The following is a 25,221-nucleotide window of genomic DNA, read 5'->3' on the forward strand; positions in this document are numbered from 1 at the left end:
CTGCCGCCCGGCGCACTGCGCCGGGCGGCAGCATCCGTCCCCGCGATTCCCGGAGGCGGGCTGCGGCTCAGGCGTCGGGGAGGGCGTCGAGCCACTCGGCGAAGGTCTGGATCCCGCGCAGCGCCTCGGGGCCCGGGAGCAGCGCCCCGGACCGGAGCGCACGGCCGAACGCGCCGGGAGTGTTCACCACGGGGATGGGGGCGCGGTGGCCGATCGCGTGGGCGTAGCGGTGCACCATGTCGGCGAGGCTCTCCTCCTGCGGTCCGGCGAGGTCGGTCGTCCGGCCGGCAGGCCCCTGCTGGGCGAGGTCGACGAGGTGCGCGGCGACCTCGTGCACGGCGACCGGCTGCACGCGGCCGGACGGGGCGACGTGCGCGCCCGCGCGGGCCCGGTGGAACATCATCGCCGCGTACTCGTGGAACTGCGTGGTGCGCAGGATCGTCCACGGCACATCGCCGCCGGCGACCAGCCGCTCCTGGACGAGCTTTCCGGCGTAGTAGCCGTCGGGCGCCGCCTCGGCGCCCACGATCGTCAGCACCACGTGGTGCCCGACGCCGGCCGCCAGCTCTGCGGCGAGCAGACGTTTCGTCGCCCCCGCGAAGAACATCACCGACACGTCGGGCTTCGCGGTCGTCACGTTGGTGACGTCGATGAGCGCGTCCACCCCGTCGAGCGTGCCCGCGAGACCCGCGCCGCTCAGGAGCTCGACCCCCGTGCGACGCGACAGGATGACGACATCGTGGCCGCGCTCGCGCGCGATCGCCGCGACGTGCGCGCCGGTCATGCCGGTGCCGCCGGCGATCGCGAGTCTCACGAGTCCTCCCGGTGCGTGTCGCGCCCCCGCCCAGCGTAGACCCGCGCGCCACCCGGGCGCCGGGCGGCACGACTCGAGCGGCTCGGGTCGCTCGGGGCAGAGTTCGAACCCGAGCCGCTCATCGGTCGGCGCGGCGAGCGCACCACCTCGATCAGGTGGAGGCGCTCTGCCGCCCCTCAGATACGCGTCGGCTCAGCCGAGCTCGTCGAGCCACTCCGCGAAGGTCTGGGTGCCGAGCACCGCGCCCGGGCCGGGCAGGCCGAGTCCCGCCCGCATCCCCTTCATCTGCCCGCCCGGCAGGCTCACCGAGGGGATCCAGCCGCCGTGCCCGGTGCGCCGGGCGTACGCCTTGATCATGTCGTCGAGGCGCTCCTCGCGCGGTCCGGCGAGGTCGGCGGCGCGTCCCTGCGCTCCGCGCGCAGCCAGTGCGGCGAGATGCGTGCCCACCTCGCGGGCAGCGACCGGCTGCACCCGCCCGCGGGGCGCGACATGCAGGGGGCCGACCTTCGCCCGGGCGAAGACCTGACCGGCGAACTCGTGGAACTGCGTCGCGCGCAGGATCGTCCAGGGCACGGTCCCCGTCTGGACCACGCGCTCCTGCGCGAGCTTCCCCGCGAGGTAGTCGTGGGGGATCCGGTCGATCCCCACGATCGACAGCAGCACGACATGGGACACCCCCGCGCGGGCCGATGCCGCGACGAGATGGCCGGTCGCCGCCTCGAAGAACCGGGTCGCGGCGTCGGCCGACACCGTCGTGATGTTCGCGGTGTCGATCACCGTGTCGACGCCGTCGAGCGCGGCGTCGAGGCCGGCTCCGGTGACGAGATCGACGCCCGTGCGGCGACTGAGCACGACCGCATCGTGCCCCTGCCCGCGCAGCGCCTCCACGACGTGGCTTCCGACGACGCCTGTTCCCCCGGCGACCGCGATCCTCATGACATCACTCCTCTCGTCCCGCCCGATGCGGGTGCTCCTGGAACACCGACGACGCAGCGCGCCAGAATGTGAGCGGGCGGGCCGAACCATCGCCATCGGTCCGTCGACGAGGCGGAAGGGAAGCGGATGCCGTCCATCGACGAGGTCGAGAGCGAGCGGCGCGCGCTGCTCGGACTGTGCTACCGGCTGCTCGGCACGGTGGCCGACGCCGAGGACGCCGTGCAGGAGACCTATGTGCGCTGGCTGCGACTGCCCGACGCGGAGAGGGAGGCCATCCGCAATCCCGCCGCCTGGCTGACGCGGGTGGCCGGACGCGTGTGCCTCGACATGCTGGGTTCGGCACGCGCCCGGCGGGAGCGCTACGTGGGGGAGTGGCTGCCCGAACCCTTGCCGCAGGACTCGCCGCTCGCAGCATCCGTCTCCGCCGACCCGATCGATCGGGTGACGCTCGACGACTCCGTCTCGATGGCCCTCCTCGTGGTGCTGGACGCGCTCAGCCCCGCGGAGCGCGTCGCGTTCGTGCTGCACGACGTGTTCGGGGTGCCCTTCGCCGAGATCGCCGAGACGGTGGGGCGGAGTCCGGATGCTGCGCGCCAGCTCGCGTCGCAGGCCCGGCGTCGCGTGCGCGAGCATCGCGGAGCGGCGGCCCCGCGGGAGCAGCACGACGCCGTCGCCCGCGCCTTCGCGGCGGCGACGACCACCGGCGACCTGGATGCGCTCGTCGCGCTGCTCGACCCCGGCGTCGTGCTGCGCTCCGACGGCGGCGGACGCGTGTCGGCCGCGCTGCGCCCGGTGCGGGGCGCCGACCGCGTGGGCAGATTCCTCCTCGGCCTGCCGCGGCTCGAGCCCGACGCGGTGCTCGTCGCGGTCGAGACGCCCGACGGACTCGGGTTCCTCGCGACGATCGACGACGAGCCGAACGCGCTGTTCTCCCTCGAGGTGCGCGACGCCCGGATCACCGACGTGTACGTCGTGCGCAACCCCGACAAGCTCACCCAGTGGGGTTGACGGCCGACCGTTCGGAGGCCGGAGACGCGTCGGTTAGCGTGGAGCCATGGCGACCCCCTCGAACTCCACCCCCTTCGATTCGCTGACCGACTACATCGCCCTTCCCCGGGTGGAGGCGCTCGCCCTCTCGCCCGACGGGCGGACCGCCGTGCTCACGGTCGCCGCGCTCAAGAAGGACGGCACCGGCTACGACCGCTCCCTCTGGGCGGTGCCGGCGACCGGCGGCGGTGCGCCCCGACGGCTGACACGGTCGGCCAAGGGGGAGGCAGGGGCCGCGTTCACGGCGACCGGCGACATCCTGTTCGTCTCGGCCCGCCCTGACTCCGAGGGCGACGCCGACGACGAGTCCGGCCAGCTGTGGCTGCTGCCGGCCGCCGGCGGCGAGGCCCGCCCGGTGACGCGACTGGCGGGCGGGGTCGACGGCATCGCCGCGACCGCCGATTCCTCGGCCCGGCTCGTGATCTCGGCCTCCCTCCTCCCCGGGGCCGACACGCTCGAGTCGGAGGCGGCGCTCCGCGCGAAGCGCAAGGAGAAGAAGGTCTCGGCGATCCTGCACGACACCTACCCGGTCCGCTACTGGGACCACGACCTCGGCCCGGCCGAGCCGCACTTCCTGACGATCGACATCGACGCCCTCGAAGACACCATCGCGGCGGCGGTGGCGGATGCCGCGGTGGAGGCCGCATCGGACACGGATGCCCCTGCCTCCGGCGCGGACGCCGAGGCCGCAGCATCCGGGACCGATGCGAAGCCGTACCCGGCGACGCTGCCGCGACCGCGCGACCTCACGCCGAGGCCGGGTCGGTCGCTCGACCACGCGGAAGCCGCGCTCGCCCCGGACGGGTCGACGCTCGTCGCGTCGATCGAGCACCGCGAGCAGCGCGCGGGGCGCCGGGTGATCGTCGCGATCGACACCGCGACGGGCGAGCGCACGACGCTGTTCGACGAGGTCGGTGTGGACTACGAGATGCCGGCGGTCAGCCACGACGGCACGCGCATCGCGTACCTCCGGACGGTCAAGAGCAGCCCCGCCGCGCCCACGGACTACGAGATCTGGGTCGCGGGCATCGACGGCAGCGGCGCGCGCCGTGTGGCTGCCGAGTGGGACCGCTGGGCATCGTCGCTGACGTTCGCCGCCGACGACGCGGCGCTCATCGCGACCGCCGACGACGACGGCCGGGGTCCGGTGTTCCGCATCCCGCTCGACGGCGGTGCGCCCGACAAGCTCACCGACGACGACTTCGCCTATTCGAACGTGCTCGTGGACCGCGGCACGGGAGACCTGGTCGCGCTCCGTTCGTCGTGGGTCGTGCCGCCGCACCCGGTCCGCATCGCGCGCGACGGCGCCGTCACCCCGCTCGCGACCCCCGCACCGGCGCCGGCCGCACCCGGCTCGATCACCGAGGTCGAGACCACCGCCGAGGACGGCGCACGCGTGCGGGGCTGGCTGCTGCTGCCCGAGGGGGCGTCGGCGGATGCCCCGGCGCCGCTGCTGCTGTGGATCCACGGCGGTCCGCTCAACAGCTGGAACGCATGGAGCTGGCGCTGGGCGCCGCTGCTCGCGGTCGCTCGCGGGTACGCCGTGCTGCTGCCCGACCCCGCCCTGTCGACCGGGTACGGCCTCGACTTCATCGCGCGCGGCTGGAACAGCTGGGGCGGCAAGCCCTACACCGACCTGCTCTCGATCACCGACGCCGTCGAGGGACGCGACGACATCGACGAGACGCGCACCGCCGCGATGGGCGGGTCGTTCGGCGGCTACATGGCCAACTGGGTCGCGGGTCACACCGACCGCTTCCAGGCGATCGTGACCCACGCGAGCCTGTGGGCGCTCGACCAGTTCGCCGGCACCACCGACAGCTCGGAGTACTGGCAGCGGATCTTCACCGCCGAGGCGATGATCGAGCACTCGCCGCACCGGTTCGTGCGCGCCATCCGCACGCCGCTGCTCGTCGTGCACGGCGACAAGGACTACCGCGTGCCGGTCGGCGAGGGACTGCGCCTGTGGTCGGAGCTCGCCGAGCACCACGCCGACGAGAACGGTCGCATGCCGCACCGCTTCCTGTACTTCCCCGACGAGAACCACTGGGTGCTCAAGCCCCAGCACGCCGTCGTCTGGTACGAGACGGTGTTCGCGTTCCTCGGCGAGCACGTGCTCGGCGCGGAGCCGTCGCGCTACGAGCTGCTCGGGTAGCGCAGGGCGCCGCCCGCAGGATCGGAGATCCCTGGCGGCACACCGGGACACGGATGCTGCCGCCCGGCGTGCCGGGCAGATCCTCCGATTCTGCGCCGCGTCTCAGGACGCGTGCCGGACTTCGCAGTCGCTGCCCGGCGACAGGATCGCCTCGTGCCCGTCGTCGTAGCGGACCACCAGCAGCGGGTTCTCCGCGCTGCCCCGGACCTCGATGACCTCACCCGCGCGCTCCACCGCACCGACGACGCGGCCGTGGATGATCACGCGATCGCCGACGCTCGCTTGCATGGCGGACCACCTCCTCGCGCTCACGATACGACGCGACGGCGGCGAGGGGTAGGGGTGGACGGACTCCTGCTAGAGCTGAGCGCCGTCGTCGTCGCGGTTCTCGAGGCCGACGTTGCGCCCACGCCACGACTCGTACGCCATGAGCCAGCCGATCGACACCGCAGCGGCGAGCACGACGCCCAGCAGCACGTTGCCCCAGATGAGTCCGAAGACGATTCCCAGCGTGAACATGAGGGCTGTCCCGAGCGCCCAGCCCGAGTGCCCGCGCGTCCAGCCCCTGCGCGTCGTGGTCATGTCGAAAGCCTAGGGCTGCGGCGGGGCGGGCGGCGCCGGGCGCTCGATATGTTGGAGGGACCCATCACACGGAACGGACGCCATGACCCTCAACGTCAGCCCGCTCACCCTCGGCACCTCCCCCCTCGGACGCGGCACCGAGCCCGGCTCCCCGGAGGAAGAGGCCGCAATCGCCTTCGCGGAGCAGCTGTTCGACAGCAGCCACGCCTTCATCGACACCTCCAACAACTACGCCGGCGGGCGGTCCGAGGCGGTGCTGGGCCTCGCGCTCGCCCGGAAGGGAACGGATGCCGCCACCCGCGTCATCTCGAAGGTCGACTGCGATCCCGAGACCGGCGCCTTCGACCGCGACCGGGTCATGCGCTCGTTCGAAGAGACCACCGCCCGCCTCGGCGTGGACCGTCTCCCGCTGCTGCACCTGCACGACCCGTACACCGTCACCTTCGACGAGGCGATGGGCCGCGGCGGCGCCGTGGAAGGGCTCATCGAGCTGCGCGAATCCGGCCGCGTGGACGCCATCGGCGTGGCGGCCGGACCCGTCGGGCTGATGGCCCGCTACGTCGGCACCGGGGTGTTCGACGCCGTGCTGATCCACAACCGCTTCACGGTCGTCGACCACTCCGCCGCACCGGTGTTCGCGGACGCCCGCGAGCGCGGCATGACCGTGTTCAACGCGGCGCCGTTCGGTGCGGGCATCCTGGCGACCGGTCCGCGCGAGGGCGCCATGTACGGCTACCGGCCGGCGACGCCCGAGCTGCAGGAGTGGGTTTCGCGCCTCGACCGTGCCGCGGCCTCGTTCGGAGTCAGCCTCCCCGCGGTGGCGCTGCACTTCTCGCTGCGGTCACCGCTCGTCGACTCGACGGTCGTGGGCATCTCTTCGGCGCGGCGTCTCGCGCAGCTCGACGAGCTCGCCGCGACGCCGATCCCCGACGATGTCTGGGCCGAGCTCGAGGCACTCGGCCCGGCTCCATCGACGATCGACGACAGCGACTACGCCTGACCGCGCCCGACGCGTCGCGAAGGGGAGCGGACCCCGGCCCGGGGCCGGCGGCCGCTCGCCGGCTCAGCCCTGCTGCGCGTTGACCGCGACCATCCAGTCGATGCCGTAGCGGTCGGTGAGCATGCCGAACTTGCCGCCCCACGGCGGGGTGTCGTAGGGCATCGTGATGGTCCCGCCGTCGGCGAGCTTGTCCCAGAACCGCTGCAGCGACTCCTCGTCGTCGCCGCTGACCGAGACCGACATGCCGGCGGGCTTCTCGTAGTTCATGCCGGTGGGAGTGTCGGCACCCATGAGCACGAAGCCGTCGGGGCTGGTGAGCTGCGCGTGCATCACGAGGTCGTTCTCGGAGGGGTCCTGCACCATCCCCTCGAACTGGCCGAACGTCGAGATGTCGAGGTCGCCCCCGAACACGCTCTGATAGAAGGTCATCGCCTCACGGGCTTGGTTCTTGAAAGAGAGATACGGGTTGAGGCTGGGCATGTCGAACTCCTGAGGTGGATGGTGGATGCCGCGCCCGGCCGCGTGGCGCGTCCCAGTGTCGCCCTGGCCTCCGACATCCACAAGGGAGCTTCGCGCGTCAGGACTCCTTCGGTCCCTCCGCCGCCCACGCGATCGCGTCATCGAGTGCCGACACGGCGAAGATGCGCAGCTCGCAGGGAAACAGGAATGAGATCCCGTGGATCACCTCGCCGATGAGACTGTGGTCGGTGACGAGGGCGATACGGCCCCACACGTGGGCAGGCTTGCCCTCGAGCCTCGCGTCCTGCCAGAGCGCGCCGAGCGAGTAGCGCTCGAACTCGTCGCCGAGGACGTAGACGAGGTTGACCTTGCGGCCGGCGTCGATCGCCGCGTCGATGGCCGGGTCGAGAGACCCGACGTAGTCCGATGCGTCGACGGCGCCGACGGCGCGGAATCCGATGACGCCGTCGGGCAGGCCGTGCAGAGACTCGATCATGCGTCCATCCTGTCGGCCGACGCGGCGAAACGGCGCGGACGCGCGGAGAGTCAGCGGTCGCGGTGGTCCTCGGGGTGCAGGCGCGGGCCACGGCGTGCCTCGCGCACACCGCTGGCCCCGATGAGACGGATGACACGCTGACGCTGGCCTGGCCACGCGGCGAGGAGCCGCAGCATCCCGTCGTCGTCCGTCCGGTGGCCGGTGAGCGCGTGGCCCACTTCGTGGGCCAGGTGATAGTCGCCGACGCTCACCGCGTCGGGGTCGCCGAGCGCCCGGATGCGGGTCTCGGCCGACGTCCACGGGCCGATGCCGGGCTGACTCACGAGCACGCGGTCGACGGCCTCGCCGTCTTCGGCGGCCAGCACGGCGCGCTCGATCGCGTCGCCACGGCGTGCCGCCCGCACGACGGTCTTCGACTGCGGCGGCTCGAGTCCCGCGCGGTGCCACACCCACGAGGGCACGTGATGCCAGCCCTCGATCGTCGGCGGCGCGAACATCGGCGCCGGCGTCGGGCCGGGAGCGCGCTCGCCGCACCAGGTGACGACGCGTCGCCACGCGCCGAACGCCTGCATGCCGGTCACTTTCTGCTCGAAGATCGCGCTCGCGAGCGCGTCGAACACGAGATCGGTGCGCGACAGGCGAAGGCCGGGGTTGCGGCGATGGGCGTCGGCGATGAGCGGATGCTGCGACGCATCGAAGCCGCCGGCATCGTCGTCTGCACCGCACAGCGCGGGAAGCTGCGCGAGCGCCCAGTCGCGGCCGGGACCCCAGGCGGCAGCGCGGATCACTCCGGGGTGCGTCTCGCGGATCGCAAGGGTCGAGATGCCGGCCGGGGTACGGCTCACCCGCCAGATCACCGTGCCCGAGACCGCCATCGTAGGGTCGCCGGCTCCGCGTCGTTGGGAGAGCACCGTCCGGCGGAGATCGAGCGGATGTCGCGGCCGGTACTCGGTCTCGAGCGGCCGCCCGTGATCGGGCCGGGGATCCCGGGTCGTCGCCCGCGCACCGAAGCGCTCGGCATCCCTCGTCCGAGGGATGTGCGAGAGCGAGGTGGTCATGCCGCCCACCCTACGCCCCGGCCTCCGACATCCGTTCCCGGTCGCGCGCGAGGCGTCGGCTCGTCCGGGCGGACGGTCAGAAGCGGTCGGGCGACGGGGTGCCGTGGCCGTAGCGGATGACCACGTCGGCGTGACGGTCGAAGCGGTAGCCGACGCCGCGCACGGTGCGGACGATGTCCTCGTAGCGGCCGAGCTTGGCGCGCAGGCGGCGGACGTGCACGTCGATGGTGCGCTCGCCGGGGGCGTCGTCGTCGGTCGCGCCCTGCCAGAGCGAGGTCACCAGCTCGGTGCGCTCGATCGTGCGGCCCTCGCGGAGCACGAGGTACTGCAGCAGCTCGAACTCCTTGAACGTGAACGCGGCCGACTCGCCGTCGATGAGGACGCGCTTGCGCGAGATGTCGACGACCACGCCGCCCGAAGCCGGCTCCTCGTCCTCGGGCTCCTCCTGCTTGGTGCGGGCGACGGCCGACGGCTCGTGCAGTGCGAGGCGCACGACGTCGACGTCGCGGCCGCCGGAGCCGACCGGCGCGAGGGCGACGGTCGCATACGTCTCGGCGGACGGGGCGAGCTCGGCGAGCGTGCGGCGGAGGGCGTCGACGAGCACGCCGAGGTTCACGCCGGAGGCGGCCGCCTTGGCCTCGTCGATGCCGACGTAGAGGGCGAATCCGCGCGGCGCGGTGCCGGCGGGAAGGGCGCGGCCGCCGGGCTGCGCGGCCTCCGGCGTCGGGGCGGCGGGCGCCTCGACGGTGGCCGGGTGATTCACGGCGCGGAGGTGGCGGACGGGAGCGGCGGTAGCGGGACGGTCGAGGAGAGCGGTGGTCGACATGATGATGGTCCTTGCGGGAGGAACCCGGATGGCGGAACCGGGTTGAATGATGTGCTGCGGCCCTGATCGTCGGTGGCGAGAAGGCCGTAGGCCGGTTGAGGCCTGTGCCCGACGTTGGGCGGTGTGCGAAGCGGATCCGGGTGCGCGTGATCGACGCACGAAACCGGTGCTTCGGGGGACTCCGTACGATCCGTGTTTCAGAAGCGGAGGAGGAGTCCGACGGGGGTCACCGTGCTAGTGGCACATTCGACAACACATGACAATGCGGCCGGCCATCATCGTGCCGGCAGTCCTGTTCGCCTCCCGGGCGGACAGATACAGCGCGTTGTCAGTCATGAGCCCGATTATTACCGACTTTGTCCAAAAACGTCAAATCGCACGGGTTCTGAGCCCAGATCGTTTCGGAATATGACAGATTGCTCAGTTCCACGTCGGGTGACACCGAGTGTCAGCTGAGCGATCACTGCGACATGCCCCCGGACGCGTCCCACCGCCGCGCCGCGGGCGTAGCCTGTCGGCGTGACCGAGCTCCGCTTCGCCAAAGAGACCGACGCTTCGCGGTACACCCTGCACCGCGGCGACGACCTGGTGAGCGTGCTCGACTATCGCGATGACGGCCGCACCGTCGCCATGACCCGCGCCTATACGATTCCGACGTTCCGCGGGCACGGCTACGCGGGTGAGCTCGTCGAGCGCGCCGTGGACGAGCTCGAGGAGCGCGGCGACCGCAAGGTCGTTCCGGTGTGCTGGTACGTCGCCGACTGGTTCGATGCGAATCCGTCGCGTCGCGGCATCCTGAATCCGCGTCCGTAGCCCGAGCGCGCCCTCGCCGACACCGTCGGCATCCCTTGTCAACCCCATGTCATCGGTCGCCGCGGCGACGGAAGCTGGGGGAGGACGAGAGGAGCACGCCATGGATCGCGACCGAGCGAGAAGCCAGGACCTGCCCGACGGCGTCGTGGACGCCGACCCGCCCGGCGGCTGGGAGCAGGTGGATGACACCGCGTCACGGGAGCGCAGTTCGGCGGTGACCGAGGCGGACCTGCTCACGGATGCCGCCCTGCAGCCCGACGACCCCGTCGAGGGGGAGGCGGCCCGGCAGGGAACCGATCCCGACCTTGCGACCGACAGCGGAAGAGGGGAAGAGCCGTGATGAGCACGACCGGCAACGAGTACGAGCAGCCCGGGGTCAACTACCCCGATCGTCAGGACGCCGCGGGTGCGGCGGACACGCCGGCGTCGGGCGAGCCGGTGCGCGAGGAGCCGCCTGCGGCCCCGCCCACGTTGGGAGAGCCGGCACCGGACGCGGCGGACGCCGCATCCGCGACGGGCGATCCGGGTCAGGCCGACGTCGAGCCCGCGGCACCGGCGGCGCCGGCGCCGACGCACGAAGCGGTCGGCATCGGGGTCGTGGACGACGGCACCGACCACCACGGCCAGGACGGTGCCCGCGAGACCCAGAGCGCGGGCGAGGCTCAGCGCACCCCGGGCGCTCTCGGGACGGAGCAGGAGCAACGCCTTCCCGCGATGGCGCAGAACAACGCCTCCGACATCGACAAGGTGGCGGGAATCGTCGCGCAGACCCGCCAGGACGTCGGCACCCACCCCCTCGAGGAGATCGCGCACGTGCTGCGTCAGCGGCTCACGCAGTCCGGCGTCGAGCTGCCGGATCACGACATCGAAGAGCTCGCACGGCAGGTCGCGGTCGGCGACACCGACGATCCGGCACGCCCGCGCCGGGAACCCGCGGGTTGACACCGCGATTCCGCCACCGATGTGCACGCGCCCGGCCCTAGGCTGGGCGCGTGCACATGGAGGCAGTGTTCACCGCCGTCGCCGTCGGATTCGAGGCGATCGGCGCCGCCGCCATGATCGTGGGATTCGTGGTCGCGCTCGTGCTCGGCGCCCGGTCGCTCGCGCGCCACGAGGGCGGTCAGACGGCGTTCACGACGCTGCGCACGACCCTCGGCGCCGCGATCCTCTTGGGGCTCGAGGTGCTCGTGGCGGCAGACCTGATCCGCACCATCACCTCGAAGCCGTCGCTCGAGGACGCGGCGATCCTGGGGCTCATCGTCCTCATCCGGACCGTCTTGTCGATCTCGATCCAGATCGAGATCGAGGGCACTCTGCCATGGCGTCGCGCACTCCTGCGCAGCGGCGGTCAGATGATCGGCGACGCCGTGGCCAAGGATCGCGCCGCCCAGCAGACCTCGGGCGCGACGCGCGGACCCGCTCCCGCGGATCCGCGTCCCTGATACCTCGTCCCTACGCGACGGCGCAGACCGCGGGGTCGCTCTCCGACACGTGCAGCCCGATCGGCCGGGCCCACGCGACGCGCTGCGGCACGACGGCGTGAGCCGGGCGGCGCGAGGAGACGGCGGCCTTCCGCTCGCGGATGGAGGCGAGGAGCGCGTGCTCGCGGTCTCGCGACCAAGTGTCGTGGCGGTACTGCTGTTCGGCGGCATATACAGCGAACATGGTTTCCTCCGTTGGTTCCGACAGTTGGAACCTACGCGGGGGTTCCGACATTGCCGGCTGCGGCGGGGATGGCAGGATTCCGCCGCGACGCGGCAGTCGCGAGCGGTTTCTAGGCCGATCCGGCGAACCCGCGGATCAGCCGCGCGGCGGGTGCAGCATCCCTGATCATCGTCTCGTGGCCGTGGTCGGGCACCTCGGCCAGCCGGCCGTCGGGCAGGGCGTCCGCGACGCGACGGCACCAGTCGAGAGGGGCGACGAGGTCGTCCTCGCCGCGCAGCACCAGCGCGGGCACCCGCACGCGCGGCAGCACGTCCTCGGGGCGGTGCCTGAGCATCGCGCGGAACTTCGCGCGCAGGCGCGGCCCCGCACGCACGTACTCCCGCGCGCCGCGCGCGATCACCACAGGGCTCTCGACGGCGATGTCGCAGAGGAGCCTCCACAGCTGCCGCGGGGCCGTCCGGGCAGACGGGTCGACCGTCGGGCCGATGAGCACGATGCGGTCGACGACGGCGGGATGGCGCGCCGCGACCTCGAGGGCGACCTGCGCGCCCATCGAGTGGCCGACGACGACGGCGGGCGTGCGCACGCGAGCCCGGAGGTACGCGGCCACGAGGTCGGCGGTGCGCTCGATCGTCAGCACGCGACGCGGCTCGGGAGCCTCGCCGTAGCCGGGGAGGTCGAAGGCGACGACCTCGCCGTCGCCCAGATGCCGCTCGAGGTCAGCGAAGACGCTCCGGCCCATGCCGATGCCGTGGATGAGCACGTACACGCGCTCGCCGCGGCCCCGGCGCTCGGCGAGGAGCGTCGCGCCGGCGTGCGCGAATCTCTCGGCGTCCGTCATGGATCAGGCCGCGCCCGGCTGATCGCGAAGGCCGACGCGATCGGGGATGTCGAACTGCACGCGCGTGAGCCACGCCGAGGGCTCGGGCCACGGTCGGGACGCAGGGAGGGTGCGCAGCCGTGCCCGCAGCGCGGTTCCGGATGCCTCGACCGGCAGCACCCGCGACGGCGCGTGGTGGGCGAGCGCCCCGAGCCACCAGTGCCGCCACGTGCCCTCGATGGCCTCCGGTCCGGCGACGACGTAGTAATCGGGCATGACGGCCTCGCCCGACGCGAACAGCGCCAGCAGCGCCCCGACCTCGGCCTCGAGCGAACCGAGCGTGGCGCGCTCCTCGTAGAGCTCGACCCACGCCGAGGCCACGTGCTCCAGAGGGTCGGCGTCATGCACGACGTAGGGCATCGAGACGGAGGCGACGAGGTGCGCCGCGACGGCCGGCTCGGCCTCCCGGAGCGAGAGCGCGACGAGCGCGGGAACGTCGGCGAGACCGGTCAGCAGCTCGTCGCTGTCGGCTCCGACGAGAGCCACGACAGTCGATCGCGGAGCGGTGTCTGCGTTGTGCGCCATGTTCCACGATACGTCCGGCGAAGCGCGGAAGGGAGGGCGCACCGCCGGAGGACGGCCCGACCCGCCGTTCCCGGTGGGCCCGATGCGCGGCGGATCCGCGGTCACTCGGCGGTCAGCACGACCGTCGCGAGGTCGGCGCCGAAGGTGAAGCGGGCGTCGACGGTCCCGCCCCGCAGCACGCCCGGCAGCCACCGTGAGGCGTCGTCCCACATGCGCGCGTAGGGCACGGCGTCGAGGGCGTACCACTGCGGGGTCATCCCGTCGCTCTCGATCGGCTCGCCCTGCCATCGCCGGCAGACGAACACCGTCGCCTGCTGCGACCACGCGCGGCGGGTCGGGAAGTGGTACTCGACCGTTCCGGAGAGCAGCAGATCGGATGCGTCGACCCGCACGCCGATCTCTTCCCGAACCTCGCGCACCGCGGCCTCGTCCGCGCTCTCGCCCGGGCCGATCCACCCGCAGACGCCCACGACCTTGCCCTGCCCGAGTCCGGTGTGCTTGCGCCCCAGCAGCACCTCGACGCCCTCCGGCCCGCGGCGCAGCAGGAACACCACGCAGACCTCGGGCAAGGACATGGCTCGAGGGTACGCGTCGCACGCGTCCCACCCGCGCGGAAACCCCGTGGTTCGCCGGTCCGCGGCCTGCCTCGCCGCCGATGTCAGGGGCCGAACGTACCGTGATGAGCATGCGGATCCTGCACACCTCGGACTGGCACATCGGGCGGTCGTTCCACGGCCACTCCACGCTCGATGCGCTGCGCGGTGTGCTCGAGGCGCTGGTCGCACAGGTGGACGAGCACGACGTCGACCTCGTGATCGTCGCGGGCGACGTCTTCGACTCGGCCACTCCCGCCGCGGGCGCGTACACGCTCCTGACCGACGCCCTGCGGGGCCTCGCCGACGCCGGCGCGACCGTCGTCGTCACGAGCGGCAATCACGACTCGGCGGCACGGCTCGGCTTCCAGTCGGGCCTCCTCCGCGAGGGCGTCCACGTCCTGACCGATCCGGCGACCGTCGGGACCCCCGTCACCGTCGACGACGAGCACGGCCCGGTGCACGTGTACGGCATCCCCTACCTCGAGCCCGTGCTGCTGCGCAGCGCCTGGCCCGGCGTGCGGACCCAGGCCGACGTGCTCGCACACGCCATGGCCCTGGTGCGGACGGATGCCGCGACCCGGGGCGGGCGCACGATCGCGGTCGCGCACTGCTTCGCCGCCGGGGTCGAGCCCACGCCGCATCTCGAGCGCGACATCCAGCAGGGCGGTCTCGACATCGTGCCGCTGTCGACGTTCGACGGTGTGGACTACATGGCACTCGGGCACATCCACGGGCGCCAGCAGCTCTCGCCGCGGGTCCGCTACGCCGGTGCACCCCTGCACTACAGCTTCGACGAGGGGCACAAGCCGCGCGGGTCGTGGCTCGTCGAGCTCGGCGTCGACGGACTCGGCGAGGTCGAGTGGCTCCCGCTGCCGGTGCCGCGCACGCTCACCACCCTCACTGCGACGCTCGACGAGCTGCTCACCGACGAGCGCTTCGCGACCCATGCCGACGAGTGGGTCCGTGCCGAGTACACCGATCCGCTGCCCCAGCGCGACCCGATGCGCCGCCTCCTGGCGCGCTTCCCGTTCTGCGCCGAGGTGCGCCACGCACCGGTGTCGATGCGCACCGACGACGCGCGCACCTATGCACAGCGCGTGCGCACCGCCCGCAACGACGCCGAGCTCGTCGACGCGTTCCTCGCACACGTGCGCGAGGGAGAGGGCGCGTCGGCTCGCGAGGCCGAGCTCGTCGGCGAGCTGCTGGAGCAGCGCGCGCGGGTGGAGGCCGCCGCGTGAGGCTGCATCATCTCGAACTGACCGGGTTCGGGCCGTTTCGCGAGAAGCAGAGCGTCGACTTCGAGGCCTTCGAGCACGACGGCATCTTCCTCATCGCCGGCCGCACCGGCGCGGGCAAGTCGAGCATCCTCGACGGCGTCTGCTTCGCGCTGTACGGCAGCGTGCCCCGCTACGAGTCGGGCGACAAGCGCCTGCGCAGCGACCACTGCGAACCCCAGGACCCCACCGAGGTGAGGCTGGAGTTCACCGTCGGCGACCGCCGCTGGCGCGTGACGCGCGCCCCGGAGTACCAGCGACCTGCACGGCGTGGCGGGGGGCTGACGAACGAGCCCACCCGCGCCGAGCTGGAAGAGCTGGTCGACGGCGCGTGGATCGGCCGTGCCGCGCGGCCCCGCGACGTCGGGCTTCTCCTCGACGAGGTGCTGGGGCTCAACGCGCAGCAGTTCCAGCAGGTGATCCTGCTCGCGCAGAACCGGTTCTCGAGGTTCCTTCTCGCTCCCGGGGCGGAACGGCAGTCGCTGCTGCGGGCGCTCTTCGGGACGCGCCGCTATGAGGAATACGCACGCGAGCTGGGTGAGCGCAGCAAGGCGGCGCAGCACGAGCTCGACGCGCTCGGCGAGCGCGCCCGCACCCTGCTCGACCAGGCGGAGCGACTCGTCGTGGCGCACGAACTCGTGCCGGCTGAGGAGGCCGACCTCGCGACGCCGCTCGACCTCGCAGCGCGGCGAGCAGCCGTCGACCTCGGTGCGCAGCGCGCGTCGTATCGCCTCGACACGCTGACGCGCGAGCGCGCCGCCGCAGATGACGCCCGCGCGGCCGCGGAGGCTGCGCACGCGGAGCGCGTCGCGCTCGCGAGGGCGCAGGGCGAGCTGGGTCGGGCGCGGGAGCGCCTCGCCGTCCTCGAGGAGGCCGGTCCGCAGGTGGCAGATGATCGCCGGCGACTCGAGCGAGCGCGCTCGGCAGAGGTGCTGCGAGCACCGCTCGAGACGGCACGCCGAGCCGATCGCACCGCGGCGACGACGGCGGAGCTGTCCACGGCCGCCCACGAGACGTGGGCTCGCGCGGTCGCGGGCACCGACGATGCGCGCGCCGACGACCTCGCCGTCGTCGTCGAGCGCCTCACCGGTGAACTGGCCCTGTGGACGGCAGCACTCGCCCAGGAGGCCGCCCTCGCGGACGGTGAGCGGAAACTGGCGGACGCCGCAGGGGAGGCGATGAGGCTCGAGACCGACATCGTCGCGCTCGACGCGCAGCGGTCGCAGGTGCCGGCAGAGCTCGCCCGCATCGACGCCGCGCTCGAGACCGAGCGTGAGGCCGCGTCACGCCGCGATCCGTCACGGGTCCGACGTGACGAGCTCACGGCACGACTCGCCGCGGCCGTCGAGGCGGACGGACTCGCCGACGCACGGCGCGCGGCCGAGATCGCCCACCGCGACGCGGCTGCCGCGGCGGCCGCCGCGGCCTTGCGGGTCGCCGACCTGCTGCAGCGCCGCCTCGATGGCTACGCAGGCGAGCTCGCGATGACCCTGGTCGACGGCGAACCCTGCGCCGTGTGCGGCGCGACCGCGCACCCGTCTCCCGCCACACCGGCCGATGAGCCGGTCACCGATGACCTGATCGCAGAGGCGGAGACCCAGCGGGACGCCGCCGTCCAGCGCGAGCGCGTCGCGTCGGACGCCGCGAAGAATGCGCGGGAACGCCACGGCGCGGCTGCCGCCCGCGCCGGCGGCGAGGACGTGGAGACCATCCGCGAACAGCTGGCCGCGGCGGTCACCGAGCTCGCGACCGCCGAGACGGCTGTCGAACGCCGCGATGCCCTCTCCGCTCGTCGCACCGGGCTCGCGGCTCTCGATCTCGAGGCCGAGGCGTCCCGCGCGACGCTGGCGGAGCAGCTCGTCGATGCGCGCACTCGGATCGCCGGCCTGGAGGAGCGGGTCGCCGCTGCCCGCAGCGCCGTCGAGGCCGCACGCGGCGCGCATGCGAGTGTCGCCGAGCGTGTCGCCCAGGTCACTGCGGTCCGCGACGCCGGCCGTGCAGCGGCGGACGCCCGCGCCGACGCGCAGCGCGCAGCGACCCTGGCGTCGCAGGCACGGGTCGACGTCGATACGAGGGTCGGGGCATCCGTGTTCGCCGATGCCGCCGAAGCGTCCGCAGCGCTCGTCGACCCCGCCCAGGTCGTGGCGCTCGCCGACCGGATCTCAGCGCACGACACCCAGCTCGGCGCCGCGCGGGCGCGGATGCTCGAACTCGAACTCGAACTCGCGGGTGCGCCCGCCGAACCCGTCGACACCGCCGCGTCGCAGGCGGCGCTCGAGGCCGCCGACCACGCTCGCACGGCGGCGCTGCGCGCCGAGAGCGACGCTCGCACACTCGTCTCGGGCCTGCGCGACCTCGCGCTGCAGATCGATCAGGCGTACGCCGGCGTCGCCGACCGCGCCGCCGATGCCGCGGCCATCGCCCGGCTGGCCGACACCGTCGCGGGACGCGCCCCCAACACGATGAAGATGGACCTCGAGACGTTCGTGCTGGCCGCCGAGCTCGAAGAGATCGTGGCCGCCGCGAACCTGCGGCTGAGCGACATGTCGTCGGGCCGCTACCGCCTGCAGCACACCGACGCGCGGGCGGCCCGCGGCGCCGCCTCGGGGCTCGGCCTCGAGATCATGGACGCCTTCACCGGACAAGCGCGTCCCGCCCAGTCGCTCTCAGGTGGCGAGACCTTCCTCGCGTCGCTCGCCCTCGCGCTCGGGCTCGCCGAGGTCGTGACGGCGCGCGCGGGCGGCGTCCGGCTCGACACCCTGTTCGTCGACGAGGGCTTCGGCTCGCTCGACGAGGAGACACTCGACCTCGCGATGCGCACCCTCGACGAACTACGGCAGGGCGGGCGCACCGTGGGCGTGATCAGCCACGTCGCCGCGATGAAGGAGCAGCTGCCGGCACAGCTCGCCGTCGAGTCGACGACGGCGGGGCCGAGCGTCATCCGGCAGGACGCCGACGCGCGCGTCTGAGTCGCGAAGACGTTCTCCCCCTGTCGCCGGGGCGATGCGCGGGTGTATCGTTCGCGGCAGATCGCTTCCTGGGGGATCGCGATCCCGCCCGACCGCCGGCGCCGTCCGGCCGCGGCCGTTCGCCGCGCCCTCTCGTTACGACGACGTACGGAGTCGACATGCGTTCCACCTCTCGGGCGCGCCGCGCCCTCGCCGCGCTCGCGGCATCCGCTCTCCTTCTCACCGGCACACTCAGCGCCGCATCGGCCGCGCACGCCGCACCCGCGCCGTCGACCATCACCCGCATGGCCGCTCTCGGGGACTCGATCACCCAGGCCGCGATGACCTGCTCGAGCCTGACCTCGTGTCCGACGAACAGCTGGTCCACAGGCTCGACGACATCGGTGAACTCCCATCTGCAGCGGTTGCGGGCCGCGGGGGCGACGGGCCTCACCAACGTCTTCAACGACGCCAAGTCGGGCGCTGGCTCGTCGGCGCTCCCGGGGCAGGCGCAGACGGCTGCCGGCCAGGGAGCCCAGTACGTCACCATCGAGATCGGTGCGATCGACGCCTGCACCCGCACCGTGGCGCAGATGACGTCGGTCGACGCTTTCAGGGCCAACGTGCAAGCGGCGCTCTCCACCTTGGCCGCGAGTGCCGGGGCACCGGAGATCTTCGTCGCGAGCATCCCGAGCCTGCAGCGCCTCTACGACATCAACAAGTCGAGTCTGTCTGCCCGCCTCGCCTGGGCGCTGCTCGGCACGTGCCAGTCGATGCTCGCCAACCCGAGCAGCACCGCGTCCGCCGACGTGCAGCGGCGCACGCTGGTGCAGCAGCGGGTGACCGATTTCAACAAGGTGCTGGAGGCCGCCTGCGCAGCCACGGCGAAGTGCCGGTTCGACGGCTACGCGGTCGCGAACTACGCGTTCGCGAGGTCCGACATCTCGACGCGGGACTACTTCCACCCGTCGCTGCTGGGACAGGCGACGCTCGCGAACCTCACGTGGCAGAAGACGCAGTGGGTGTCGTGATCGGCTGAGCCGCAGCATCCGTCCGCCCGAGCTCCAACAGGTCAACCGCGGTTCTGCAGGAGCAACGGGGCGATTCCGCTCCTGTGGAAGCCCGGTTGACCTGTTGAACGCGGGGGACGGCGAGCGCGGGGCCGGCGCCGCAAGGTGGAGCCCGGGGTCAGACGCCGTAGTCGGCGCGGATGCGGTCGCGGAGCTGGTGGCTGCAAGCGGTCACCGCAGTGCGCCAGTCCGTGATCGCGTTGTCTTGGGCGCGGTCCGACACCGCCTTCAGCACGCGGATCGGCACGCCGAACCGCTGGGCGACCCAGATGTACGCGTACGTCTCCATGTCGACGAGGCCCGCGCCCAGCGGGCGGATGACGGCGACCGCCTCCGAGTCGTCGACGAAGTGGTCGCCGGTCGCGATCGTCACGCCGTCGGCATCGAGCTCGACACGAGGCGGGAGCGACACATGCTGTCCGACGATGCCGTCGATGTCGGTGACGTCGTGCTGGAGCGCGGCCGAGATCTCGTAGACGGACGCCTCGAGCCGCGCGTCGATCGCACCCGCGGTGCCGACCACCACGATCTCGTCGTAGGCGGTCGCGTCGAGTGCACGGGTGAGCGCATAGGTCGCCTGGAGTTTGCCCGGGCCGGTGACGAGTCTGTCGAAGCCGGGGAGGTCGGCGGGGAACGCGACGAGCTCTGATTCGAGGGCGGCGACGAGGAGTCTCACCCTCCCATCATGTCTCGCCCCCGCCTGTTCCGCCCGGCACGCGGCGGAACAGGTCTAGCCTGGGCACGATGTCCGAGCCGCAGCCGATGCCCCAGAGACCTTCGAGCACGGCACGGCACGTACCGGCCACGACCGCCGTCATCCCGCTCTCGCCGGCCGCCCGCTGGCGGGCGTTCTGGGTCTGCGTCTCGGTCGCGGCGATCACCATCCTCGACATGACGAAGGTCAACGTCGCGCTCCCGTCGATCGGCGAGGTGCTCGGCGCGAGCTCGACCCAGCTGCAGCTGATCGTGTCGGGATTCGTGCTCACGTTCGGCCTGGTGCTGGTGCCGATGGGACGCCTCGGCGACCAGCGGTCGCGGCGGACGCTGTTCGTCGTCGGGCTTTCGCTCTACACCGTCACCAGCGTGCTCTGCGCGCTCGCGCCCACCGCCGAGGTGCTGCTCGTCGGCCGGCTGCTGCAAGGAGTGGCTGCCGGCATCCAGATGCCCCAGGTGCTCGGCATGGCGCAGGAGCTCTTCCAGGGCAGGGAGCGTGCGCGGGCTTTCGGCCTCTTCGGCGCCACGATCGGCATCGCGACCGCCTTCGGTCCGACGCTCGGCGGCCTGCTCATCGCCCTCGGCGGACCCACGGACGGCTGGCGGCTCATCTTCTGGATGAACGTGCCGCTGTGTCTCATCGCGATCGCGCTCGCGCTGTGGCTGCTGCCCGACACCCGCACGAGGTCGCAGCGCAAAGTGCAGCTCGACCCCGTCGGTGTGCTGCTGTTCGGCGCGAGCGTCGTCTCGCTGATGTGGCCCTTCCTCTTCACCACCGGCGCGCCCACCGACAACCCGGCGCGCTGGTGGCTTCTCGTCGCGTTCGCCCTGTTCGCGTCGGCGTTCATCGCGTGGGAGCGTCGCTACGCGAAGCGCGGTCGCAACCCGCTCATCCCGCTCGGCCTGTTCCGCATCACGTCGTACCGCAACGGCACGCTGCTGCAGACCGCGTACTTCACGGCGGCGCCGGCGATGTTCCTCGTCACGACGCTGTTCCTGCAGCTCGGCCTCGGGCTCGCGCCGGTGTACGCGGGCATGGTCTCCATCGGATTCGCGCTGGCGTCCGCCGTCACGTCGTGGATCGGCGGCAACCTCGTCAGCACCCACGGCCGCGTCGTCGTGGTGTGGGGTCTCGCGGGCATGCTGCTGTGCGCCGGCGGGCTGGTGCTCGCGGCGCTCTACAGCGACCCCGCGTGGACCCCGTACATCGCCGCCGCCGTCATGACGGTCGGCGGTGCGGGCGGTGGACTCGTCATCGCGCCCAACCAGGCGCTCACCCTCGGCGACATCCCGGTCAAGCAGGGCGGGCTGGCGGGCTCCGTCGGCCAGCTGGGCCAGCGCATCGGCGCCGCCGTCGGAACGGCGGTCGCCCTGTCGCTCTTCTACGCGGCGATCTACCGTGAGTCCGGCTCGCACGACAGCCTGGTCGTGTACCACGACGCGTACGCGTTCGGGATGCTGTCGGTCGCGGTCTTCCTCGCGCTCGCGTTCCTGGTCGCCATCGTCGACCTCACCGCGCGCCGTACCGCGCGCCAGCGCACGGCCGCCGTCAGCGGCGCAGGGACACCGGTCCCATGACCGTACGCCGCCGGTCGCGCGTCCACCGGGCGCGGCCCGTGCGGAACTCCGCGCGCGTCGTGAAGCGGTAGCGGTACGACACGGCACGCACCCACCGCGGCCGCTCGCCGGCGAACGGGTCGCGGGCGAGCAGGCGCAGGGTCGCAGCATCCGCTTCCAGAAGGCGCACGAGGAACGCCGCGAACCAGTCGTCCAACGAGCGGCCGAGCGGCAGGAACCACATCAGCCAGTCGAGGCGCAGGTGGTACGGCGCGAACTGCCGGGGGATGCGGTGCACCTCGCCGGGCTTGCCCTTGAAGGCGTACTCGTGCCAGGTGGCGGCATCCGGATCCTCGTCCATCGTCCCCTCGACGACGATCTCGATGCGCTGCTTCGTCACCGTGCCGAAGGCGCCGTAGGCGTTGGCGAGCTGCCACCGGTTGAAGGATGCGTTCATGAGCTGCCGCCGCGCGAACAGGTTCTGCAGCGGCCACCAGCTGATCACCAGGTACAGCACGCCGACCCCGCTCGTGACGACGAGCCAGTACAGCGGGATCCCGTCGATCACACCGGGAGGGACGGATGCTGCCGCCCCGTGCGCTGCGCCGATTCCCGGCAGTCCGATCGCCGAGAAGGCGAGCACGATGGTCATCCAGTTCAGCCATGCGAAGTTGCCGGTGACGACGAGCCACACCTGCGTCGCGATGACGATCGCGGCGGCGACGGCGCCCACGATCGCGGGCACGGGGCCGGGAACGAACAGCCCGAACAGCGGAGCGAACAGGAACCACGGCACCACGAGCTGCGCGAAGTGGTTGCCGAGCACCTCGCCCTGGTGGAACCAGCGGGGGAGGAGGTGCGCCTGGCGGCTCAGCGGCCCCGGCATCGGCTGCGTCTCGTGGTGGTACGTCAGCGCCGTGAGGTCGCGCCACTCCCGCCCGCCGCGGATCTTGATCATGCCCGCGCCGAACTCGAGCCGGAACACCAGCCACCAGAACAGCACGATCACGACGACCGGCGGCGGCTGGTCGCCGGAACCCAGGAACGCCGCGAGGAATCCGGCCTCGAGCAGCAGCATCTCCCACCCGAAGCCGTAGAAGGTCTGCCCGATGCTCGTGATGGACATGTAGCCGATCCACAGCGCGAGGAAGCACAGCATCGGCACCCACGGCGGGCCGAGCTGCGGGATGCCGGCGACCAGCGCCGCCGCGACGACGATGCCCGTCCAGCACAGCGCCACCAGGCGCCGGTCGGTGTACCGGAGGTACCGGAAGAGGGTGGGGCGCAGCATCCGTCTCCCGCGCTTCGAGGTGTGCACCCACTCGAGCAGCTCCGGCGCGGGCACCAGACCGCGCTCGCCCAGCAGGGGCCGGAACTGGTTCAGGGTCGAGACGAACGCGATGACGAACAGCGCCGCGACGCCCCGCTGCAGCACCTGCCGAGCGAACTCGAAGTCGACTGCGGCGAAGCCCTCCACGGCGTCACGCTCCGAAGAGATCCCCGAGTTCGAGGCGCTCGCCGCGGAACGGGCCGCGGCGCGCGCCGTCGCGGAGCGCCTGCCGCGCGGCGTACCAGCCGGGCATCCCGGTGACGCCGGGGCCCGGCGGCGTCGAGGCGGAGGCGAGGTAGACGCCGCGCAGCGGCGTCCGCCATGGGGTCGTCGACACGACGGGACGCCGGAACGCCTGCGCGAAGGTGAACGCGCCCCCGAGGATGTCGCCGCCGATGTCGGCGGGGTTGTACGCCGCACGCTGCGCGGCCGTCATCGCGTGGCTCGCCATGATGTGGTGCCGGAAGCCCGGGGCGAAGCGCTCGACCTGTCGCACGACCGTTTCGGTGGGGTCGAATGTCGAACCCGCCGGAACGTGGATGTACGCCCACAGCACCTGCTTGCCGGAGGGCGCTCGCGTGCCGTCGAGCACGCTCGGCTGCACCGTGAGCACGTACGGCCGGTCGGTCACGCGGCCCTGCGCCACCGCGTTCTCGCTCGCCTCGATCTCTTCCCGCGTGCCGCCGAGGTGCACGGTGGGAGCGAGGGCGACGTCGGGGTGGGCCCAGGGCACGGGGCCGTCGAGCGCGAAGTCGACCTTGGCTGCGGCCGGCCCGTAGCGGTAGTGCCGGACGGCGTGCGCGTACCGCGCGGGCAGGTCCGGATGCGTGAGCAGCAGGCGCGGTGTGGTGTCGAGCAGCAGCAGGTCGCCGGCATCCGGATCGCCCCAATCCAGGCCCGCGAGGGTCTGCACCCGTGTGCTCGTCTCGACCGTGCCGCCGTGGGCGGTGAGGTCGGCGACGAGCGCGTCGGCGATCGTCTGCGAGCCGCCGCGGGGGAAGGCCCAGCCGTCGGCGGAGTGACCGTGCGCCGCGAGGAACAGCCCCGACGCGGCGGCGCCGAGCGACGGCAGCGGACTGTTCGAATGCGCCAGCACCCCCGCCAGCAGCGCGTTCGCCTCCTCGGTGCGGAACGTGCCGCGCCCCAGGCGTGTGCCCAGCTGCAGGGCGCGCAAGCCGAACCGGACGGTGGTGACCGGATGCTGCGGCCACCGCAGCAGCTGCGATCCGGTGAAGTCGACGACACCGCCGAGGTGGCGGCTGAGCGGGCGGAGCACCGCCCGCCACGCGCGCCCGTCAGGACCGAGGGCATCGGCCGTGCGTTCGATGTCGCGCCACGCGATCGCCGCCCGCCCGCCGTCGAGCGGCTGCGCGTAGGACGCGAGCGGATGGATCCAGCCGACCTTCTCGTGGATGCCGAACGCGCGGAAGAACGGCGACGACAGCGCCGCAGGGTGGACGGCCGAGCACACGTCGTGACGGAAGCCGGGGAGCGTGAGGGCCGAGGTGCGCACGCCGCCGCCGATCGTCGAGGCGCCCTCGAGCACGCGCACCTCGTATCCGGCCCGCGCGAGTGCGACCGCGGCCGACAGCCCGTTGGGCCCGCTGCCGATCACCGTCGCGCGCCTCGCCATGGGCTCCATCCTTCCATCGTGCCGGGGCCGCGCGAGGGGGTTGACGGGCCCGAGGGATTCGGGGAGACGGCGAATCTCGGATGCTCGGTGCGCAGTCCGTCCGGGATTCGCGGGGTCCCGGAATCCCAGCCCTTCGACAGTGGCGTGGCGATCTTCCTCACCGACCGGCCCCGCGACAGGATGGAGGTGCGGACGGGCCGCGGAGAATGAGGTGGATCATGCAATCGGTGCTTCTCGAGACTCCGGCAGGGATCACGGCCCGGCTCGGCTGGGACCCGAAGCTCTCGGACCACGACCGCAAGCGCGTGCTCGCGAAGGAGATCGTCGCGGCGCAGCTCGGCGTCGAGCCGAAGGACGTGCGCGTCGAGCGTGAGGCCCCCCGCACATTCGGCTTCCACACCCAGCTGATCGCGGAAGTCGACGGCGCCGAGGTGCCGCTGAAGATCCGCAATGTGAACTTCCGCGCGGCCACCGTCGTCGCCGTCGCCGACGCCGATGCGTCCCTCGGGCTCGATCTGCGCGACGCGCACCCCGACGACGCCGAGCTGCACCTCATGAAGCGGCACTCGCACCTGTTCGACGAGAACGACCTCGGCAAGCTGCTCGCCCACTGGACGCGCGTGCAGGCCGTGCGCGACGCCGACGGCAGGGGCGCCCGCGTCGCCGCCGACCACGTGCGCCTGGACAGCCCGCTGACCAAGGGCTGGATCCCCGACCGCAAGGTCTTCTATCAGCTCGCGGATCTGTCCCGCGACAGCTGGATCATCACGCTCGCGTACACGCAGCCGCCGGCCTGAGCCGCACAGCGGAGGAGACGGATGCTGCGGGCCGCAGCATCCGTCG

At 72.5% G+C, this 25,221-nt stretch carries 27 protein-coding genes; 12 read left to right on the plus strand and 15 right to left on the minus strand.

Annotated elements, in window-relative coordinates; genetic code table 11:
- Positions 1-67: 67 nt before the first annotated feature.
- Both ACFQ7C_RS05970 and ACFQ7C_RS05975 read right to left on the minus strand, forming a co-directional pair.
- Positions 68-814, minus strand: a complete 747-nt coding sequence (locus tag ACFQ7C_RS05970) for an SDR family oxidoreductase (RefSeq protein ID WP_378898601.1) — start codon at positions 812-814, stop codon at positions 68-70.
- A 192-nt stretch (positions 815-1,006) separates the two neighbouring features.
- Positions 1,007-1,750: an SDR family oxidoreductase gene (locus ACFQ7C_RS05975; protein WP_378898602.1), complete on the minus strand. Its 744-nt coding sequence runs from the start codon at positions 1,748-1,750 to the stop codon at positions 1,007-1,009.
- 126 nt (positions 1,751-1,876) lie between these two features.
- On the opposite strand from ACFQ7C_RS05975, the gene sigJ reads away from it, so the two are divergent.
- Positions 1,877-2,758, plus strand: a complete 882-nt coding sequence (gene sigJ, locus ACFQ7C_RS05980; protein ID WP_378898603.1) for an RNA polymerase sigma factor SigJ — start codon at positions 1,877-1,879, stop codon at positions 2,756-2,758.
- Between the two features lie 46 nt (positions 2,759-2,804).
- Positions 2,805-4,952 carry a S9 family peptidase gene (locus ACFQ7C_RS05985; RefSeq protein ID WP_378898604.1) on the plus strand — a complete coding sequence of 716 codons (2,148 nt, stop codon included), beginning with the start codon at positions 2,805-2,807 and terminating at the stop codon, positions 4,950-4,952.
- 102 nt (positions 4,953-5,054) lie between these two features.
- On the opposite strand, the gene ACFQ7C_RS05990 is transcribed toward ACFQ7C_RS05985, so the two are convergent.
- Positions 5,055-5,240 carry a DUF1918 domain-containing protein gene (locus ACFQ7C_RS05990; protein WP_159842117.1) on the minus strand — a complete coding sequence of 62 codons (186 nt, stop codon included), beginning with the start codon at positions 5,238-5,240 and terminating at the stop codon, positions 5,055-5,057.
- 69 nt (positions 5,241-5,309) lie between these two features.
- Positions 5,310-5,534: a hypothetical protein gene (locus ACFQ7C_RS05995; RefSeq protein WP_378898605.1), complete on the minus strand. Its 225-nt coding sequence runs from the start codon at positions 5,532-5,534 to the stop codon at positions 5,310-5,312.
- Positions 5,535-5,616: 82 nt separating this feature from the next.
- Between ACFQ7C_RS05995 and ACFQ7C_RS06000 the strand changes: the two genes are divergently transcribed.
- Complete coding sequence (locus tag ACFQ7C_RS06000; protein ID WP_378898606.1) at positions 5,617-6,534, plus strand: aldo/keto reductase; 918 nt, start codon at positions 5,617-5,619, stop codon at positions 6,532-6,534.
- A gap of 63 nt (positions 6,535-6,597) precedes the next feature.
- On the opposite strand, the gene ACFQ7C_RS06005 is transcribed toward ACFQ7C_RS06000, so the two are convergent.
- From ACFQ7C_RS06005 to ACFQ7C_RS06020, 4 genes are all read right to left on the minus strand, one after another.
- A complete protein-coding gene (locus ACFQ7C_RS06005; RefSeq protein ID WP_378898607.1) occupies positions 6,598-7,014 on the minus strand; it encodes a VOC family protein in 417 nt (138 codons plus the stop codon).
- A gap of 97 nt (positions 7,015-7,111) precedes the next feature.
- Entirely contained in the window at positions 7,112-7,489 is a 378-nt protein-coding gene (locus ACFQ7C_RS06010; RefSeq protein WP_378898608.1) for an STAS/SEC14 domain-containing protein, read from the minus strand.
- Between the two features lie 50 nt (positions 7,490-7,539).
- On the minus strand, positions 7,540-8,547 hold the full coding sequence (locus ACFQ7C_RS06015; RefSeq protein ID WP_378898609.1) for a DNA-3-methyladenine glycosylase family protein: 1,008 nt from the start codon (positions 8,545-8,547) through the stop codon (positions 7,540-7,542).
- A 76-nt stretch (positions 8,548-8,623) separates the two neighbouring features.
- Positions 8,624-9,373 (minus strand): winged helix-turn-helix domain-containing protein, encoded by a 750-nt coding sequence (locus ACFQ7C_RS06020; protein WP_378898610.1) that lies wholly within the window; start codon positions 9,371-9,373, stop codon positions 8,624-8,626.
- Between the two features lie 519 nt (positions 9,374-9,892).
- On the opposite strand from ACFQ7C_RS06020, the gene ACFQ7C_RS06025 reads away from it, so the two are divergent.
- The 4 genes from ACFQ7C_RS06025 (at position 9,893) to ACFQ7C_RS06040 (ending at position 11,628) form a co-directional block, all read left to right on the plus strand.
- On the plus strand, positions 9,893-10,186 hold the full coding sequence (locus tag ACFQ7C_RS06025; RefSeq protein WP_378898611.1) for a GNAT family N-acetyltransferase: 294 nt from the start codon (positions 9,893-9,895) through the stop codon (positions 10,184-10,186).
- Between the two features lie 100 nt (positions 10,187-10,286).
- Positions 10,287-10,526 (plus strand): hypothetical protein, encoded by a 240-nt coding sequence (locus ACFQ7C_RS06030; RefSeq protein WP_378898612.1) that lies wholly within the window; start codon positions 10,287-10,289, stop codon positions 10,524-10,526.
- Complete coding sequence (locus ACFQ7C_RS06035; RefSeq protein WP_378898613.1) at positions 10,526-11,128, plus strand: hypothetical protein; 603 nt, start codon at positions 10,526-10,528, stop codon at positions 11,126-11,128. The genes ACFQ7C_RS06030 and ACFQ7C_RS06035 overlap by 1 nt, the downstream gene beginning before the upstream one ends.
- Positions 11,129-11,184: 56 nt before the next feature.
- Complete coding sequence (locus ACFQ7C_RS06040) at positions 11,185-11,628, plus strand: DUF1622 domain-containing protein (protein WP_378898860.1); 444 nt, start codon at positions 11,185-11,187, stop codon at positions 11,626-11,628.
- Positions 11,629-11,638: 10 nt separating this feature from the next.
- Here the strand turns inward: ACFQ7C_RS06040 and ACFQ7C_RS06045 are convergent, their stop codons facing one another.
- The 4 genes from ACFQ7C_RS06045 to ACFQ7C_RS06060 form a co-directional block, all read right to left on the minus strand.
- Positions 11,639-11,851, minus strand: a complete 213-nt coding sequence (locus tag ACFQ7C_RS06045) for a hypothetical protein (protein WP_378898614.1) — start codon at positions 11,849-11,851, stop codon at positions 11,639-11,641.
- A gap of 109 nt (positions 11,852-11,960) precedes the next feature.
- Positions 11,961-12,692, minus strand: a complete 732-nt coding sequence (locus ACFQ7C_RS06050; protein WP_378898615.1) for an alpha/beta fold hydrolase — start codon at positions 12,690-12,692, stop codon at positions 11,961-11,963.
- A 3-nt stretch (positions 12,693-12,695) separates the two neighbouring features.
- Positions 12,696-13,256 (minus strand): hypothetical protein, encoded by a 561-nt coding sequence (locus tag ACFQ7C_RS06055; RefSeq protein WP_341997012.1) that lies wholly within the window; start codon positions 13,254-13,256, stop codon positions 12,696-12,698.
- A gap of 101 nt (positions 13,257-13,357) precedes the next feature.
- Positions 13,358-13,831: an 8-oxo-dGTP diphosphatase gene (locus ACFQ7C_RS06060; RefSeq protein WP_378898616.1), complete on the minus strand. Its 474-nt coding sequence runs from the start codon at positions 13,829-13,831 to the stop codon at positions 13,358-13,360.
- A 110-nt stretch (positions 13,832-13,941) separates the two neighbouring features.
- Between ACFQ7C_RS06060 and ACFQ7C_RS06065 the strand changes: the two genes are divergently transcribed.
- From ACFQ7C_RS06065 to ACFQ7C_RS06075, 3 genes are all read left to right on the plus strand, one after another.
- A complete protein-coding gene (locus ACFQ7C_RS06065) occupies positions 13,942-15,090 on the plus strand; it encodes an exonuclease SbcCD subunit D (protein ID WP_378898861.1) in 1,149 nt (382 codons plus the stop codon).
- Complete coding sequence (locus ACFQ7C_RS06070; protein WP_378898617.1) at positions 15,087-18,095, plus strand: AAA family ATPase; 3,009 nt, start codon at positions 15,087-15,089, stop codon at positions 18,093-18,095. Before ACFQ7C_RS06065 ends, ACFQ7C_RS06070 begins: the two co-directional genes overlap by 4 nt.
- Positions 18,096-18,253: 158 nt before the next feature.
- The gene (locus ACFQ7C_RS06075) at positions 18,254-19,105 is read left to right on the plus strand and encodes an SGNH/GDSL hydrolase family protein (protein WP_378898618.1); all 852 of its coding nucleotides are present in this window, start codon (positions 18,254-18,256) and stop codon (positions 19,103-19,105) included.
- Between the two features lie 157 nt (positions 19,106-19,262).
- Here ACFQ7C_RS06075 and ACFQ7C_RS06080 read toward each other — a convergent pair whose 3' ends face one another.
- Complete coding sequence (locus tag ACFQ7C_RS06080) at positions 19,263-19,820, minus strand: nucleoside phosphorylase (RefSeq protein ID WP_378898619.1); 558 nt, start codon at positions 19,818-19,820, stop codon at positions 19,263-19,265.
- An 86-nt stretch (positions 19,821-19,906) separates the two neighbouring features.
- Here ACFQ7C_RS06080 and ACFQ7C_RS06085 point away from each other — a divergent pair, with 86 nt between their 5' ends.
- Entirely contained in the window at positions 19,907-21,436 is a 1,530-nt protein-coding gene (locus ACFQ7C_RS06085; protein WP_378898620.1) for an MFS transporter, read from the plus strand.
- Here the strand turns inward: ACFQ7C_RS06085 and ACFQ7C_RS06090 are convergent.
- Positions 21,408-22,892, minus strand: a complete 1,485-nt coding sequence (locus ACFQ7C_RS06090; RefSeq protein WP_378898621.1) for a lipase maturation factor family protein — start codon at positions 22,890-22,892, stop codon at positions 21,408-21,410. The two genes, ACFQ7C_RS06085 and ACFQ7C_RS06090, sit on opposite strands and share 29 nt — an antisense overlap.
- A gap of 4 nt (positions 22,893-22,896) precedes the next feature.
- On the minus strand, positions 22,897-24,378 hold the full coding sequence (locus ACFQ7C_RS06095; protein WP_378898622.1) for a phytoene desaturase family protein: 1,482 nt from the start codon (positions 24,376-24,378) through the stop codon (positions 22,897-22,899).
- Between the two features lie 218 nt (positions 24,379-24,596).
- Here ACFQ7C_RS06095 and ACFQ7C_RS06100 point away from each other — a divergent pair, with 218 nt between their 5' ends.
- Positions 24,597-25,175 (plus strand): hypothetical protein, encoded by a 579-nt coding sequence (locus tag ACFQ7C_RS06100; protein ID WP_378898623.1) that lies wholly within the window; start codon positions 24,597-24,599, stop codon positions 25,173-25,175.
- The last annotated feature ends 46 nt before the right edge of the window (positions 25,176-25,221 follow it).

Source organism: Microbacterium sp. NPDC056569, from assembly GCF_042793475.1.
GTDB lineage: Bacteria > Actinomycetota > Actinomycetes > Actinomycetales > Microbacteriaceae > Microbacterium.

Coding starts and splice junctions, on each gene's coding strand:
- ACFQ7C_RS06085 (WP_378898620.1), top strand. CDS start 19,907: ATGCCCCAGAGACCTTCGAGCACGGCACGGCACGTACCGGCCACGACC.
- ACFQ7C_RS06010 (WP_378898608.1), bottom strand. CDS start 7,489: ATGATCGAGTCTCTGCACGGCCTGCCCGACGGCGTCATCGGATTCCGC.
- ACFQ7C_RS06005 (WP_378898607.1), bottom strand. CDS start 7,014: ATGCCCAGCCTCAACCCGTATCTCTCTTTCAAGAACCAAGCCCGTGAG.
- ACFQ7C_RS05990 (WP_159842117.1), bottom strand. CDS start 5,240: ATGCAAGCGAGCGTCGGCGATCGCGTGATCATCCACGGCCGCGTCGTC.
- ACFQ7C_RS05985 (WP_378898604.1), top strand. CDS start 2,805: ATGGCGACCCCCTCGAACTCCACCCCCTTCGATTCGCTGACCGACTAC.
- ACFQ7C_RS06095 (WP_378898622.1), bottom strand. CDS start 24,378: ATGGCGAGGCGCGCGACGGTGATCGGCAGCGGGCCCAACGGGCTGTCG.
- ACFQ7C_RS05995 (WP_378898605.1), bottom strand. CDS start 5,534: ATGACCACGACGCGCAGGGGCTGGACGCGCGGGCACTCGGGCTGGGCG.
- ACFQ7C_RS06055 (WP_341997012.1), bottom strand. CDS start 13,256: ATGGCGCACAACGCAGACACCGCTCCGCGATCGACTGTCGTGGCTCTC.
- ACFQ7C_RS06100 (WP_378898623.1), top strand. CDS start 24,597: ATGCAATCGGTGCTTCTCGAGACTCCGGCAGGGATCACGGCCCGGCTC.
- ACFQ7C_RS05975 (WP_378898602.1), bottom strand. CDS start 1,750: ATGAGGATCGCGGTCGCCGGGGGAACAGGCGTCGTCGGAAGCCACGTC.
- ACFQ7C_RS06020 (WP_378898610.1), bottom strand. CDS start 9,373: ATGTCGACCACCGCTCTCCTCGACCGTCCCGCTACCGCCGCTCCCGTC.
- ACFQ7C_RS06075 (WP_378898618.1), top strand. CDS start 18,254: ATGCGTTCCACCTCTCGGGCGCGCCGCGCCCTCGCCGCGCTCGCGGCA.
- sigJ (WP_378898603.1), top strand. CDS start 1,877: ATGCCGTCCATCGACGAGGTCGAGAGCGAGCGGCGCGCGCTGCTCGGA.
- ACFQ7C_RS06060 (WP_378898616.1), bottom strand. CDS start 13,831: ATGTCCTTGCCCGAGGTCTGCGTGGTGTTCCTGCTGCGCCGCGGGCCG.
- ACFQ7C_RS06035 (WP_378898613.1), top strand. CDS start 10,526: ATGAGCACGACCGGCAACGAGTACGAGCAGCCCGGGGTCAACTACCCC.
- ACFQ7C_RS06015 (WP_378898609.1), bottom strand. CDS start 8,547: ATGACCACCTCGCTCTCGCACATCCCTCGGACGAGGGATGCCGAGCGC.
- ACFQ7C_RS06000 (WP_378898606.1), top strand. CDS start 5,617: ATGACCCTCAACGTCAGCCCGCTCACCCTCGGCACCTCCCCCCTCGGA.
- ACFQ7C_RS06065 (WP_378898861.1), top strand. CDS start 13,942: ATGCGGATCCTGCACACCTCGGACTGGCACATCGGGCGGTCGTTCCAC.
- ACFQ7C_RS06030 (WP_378898612.1), top strand. CDS start 10,287: ATGGATCGCGACCGAGCGAGAAGCCAGGACCTGCCCGACGGCGTCGTG.
- ACFQ7C_RS06050 (WP_378898615.1), bottom strand. CDS start 12,692: ATGACGGACGCCGAGAGATTCGCGCACGCCGGCGCGACGCTCCTCGCC.
- ACFQ7C_RS06040 (WP_378898860.1), top strand. CDS start 11,185: ATGGAGGCAGTGTTCACCGCCGTCGCCGTCGGATTCGAGGCGATCGGC.
- ACFQ7C_RS06045 (WP_378898614.1), bottom strand. CDS start 11,851: ATGTTCGCTGTATATGCCGCCGAACAGCAGTACCGCCACGACACTTGG.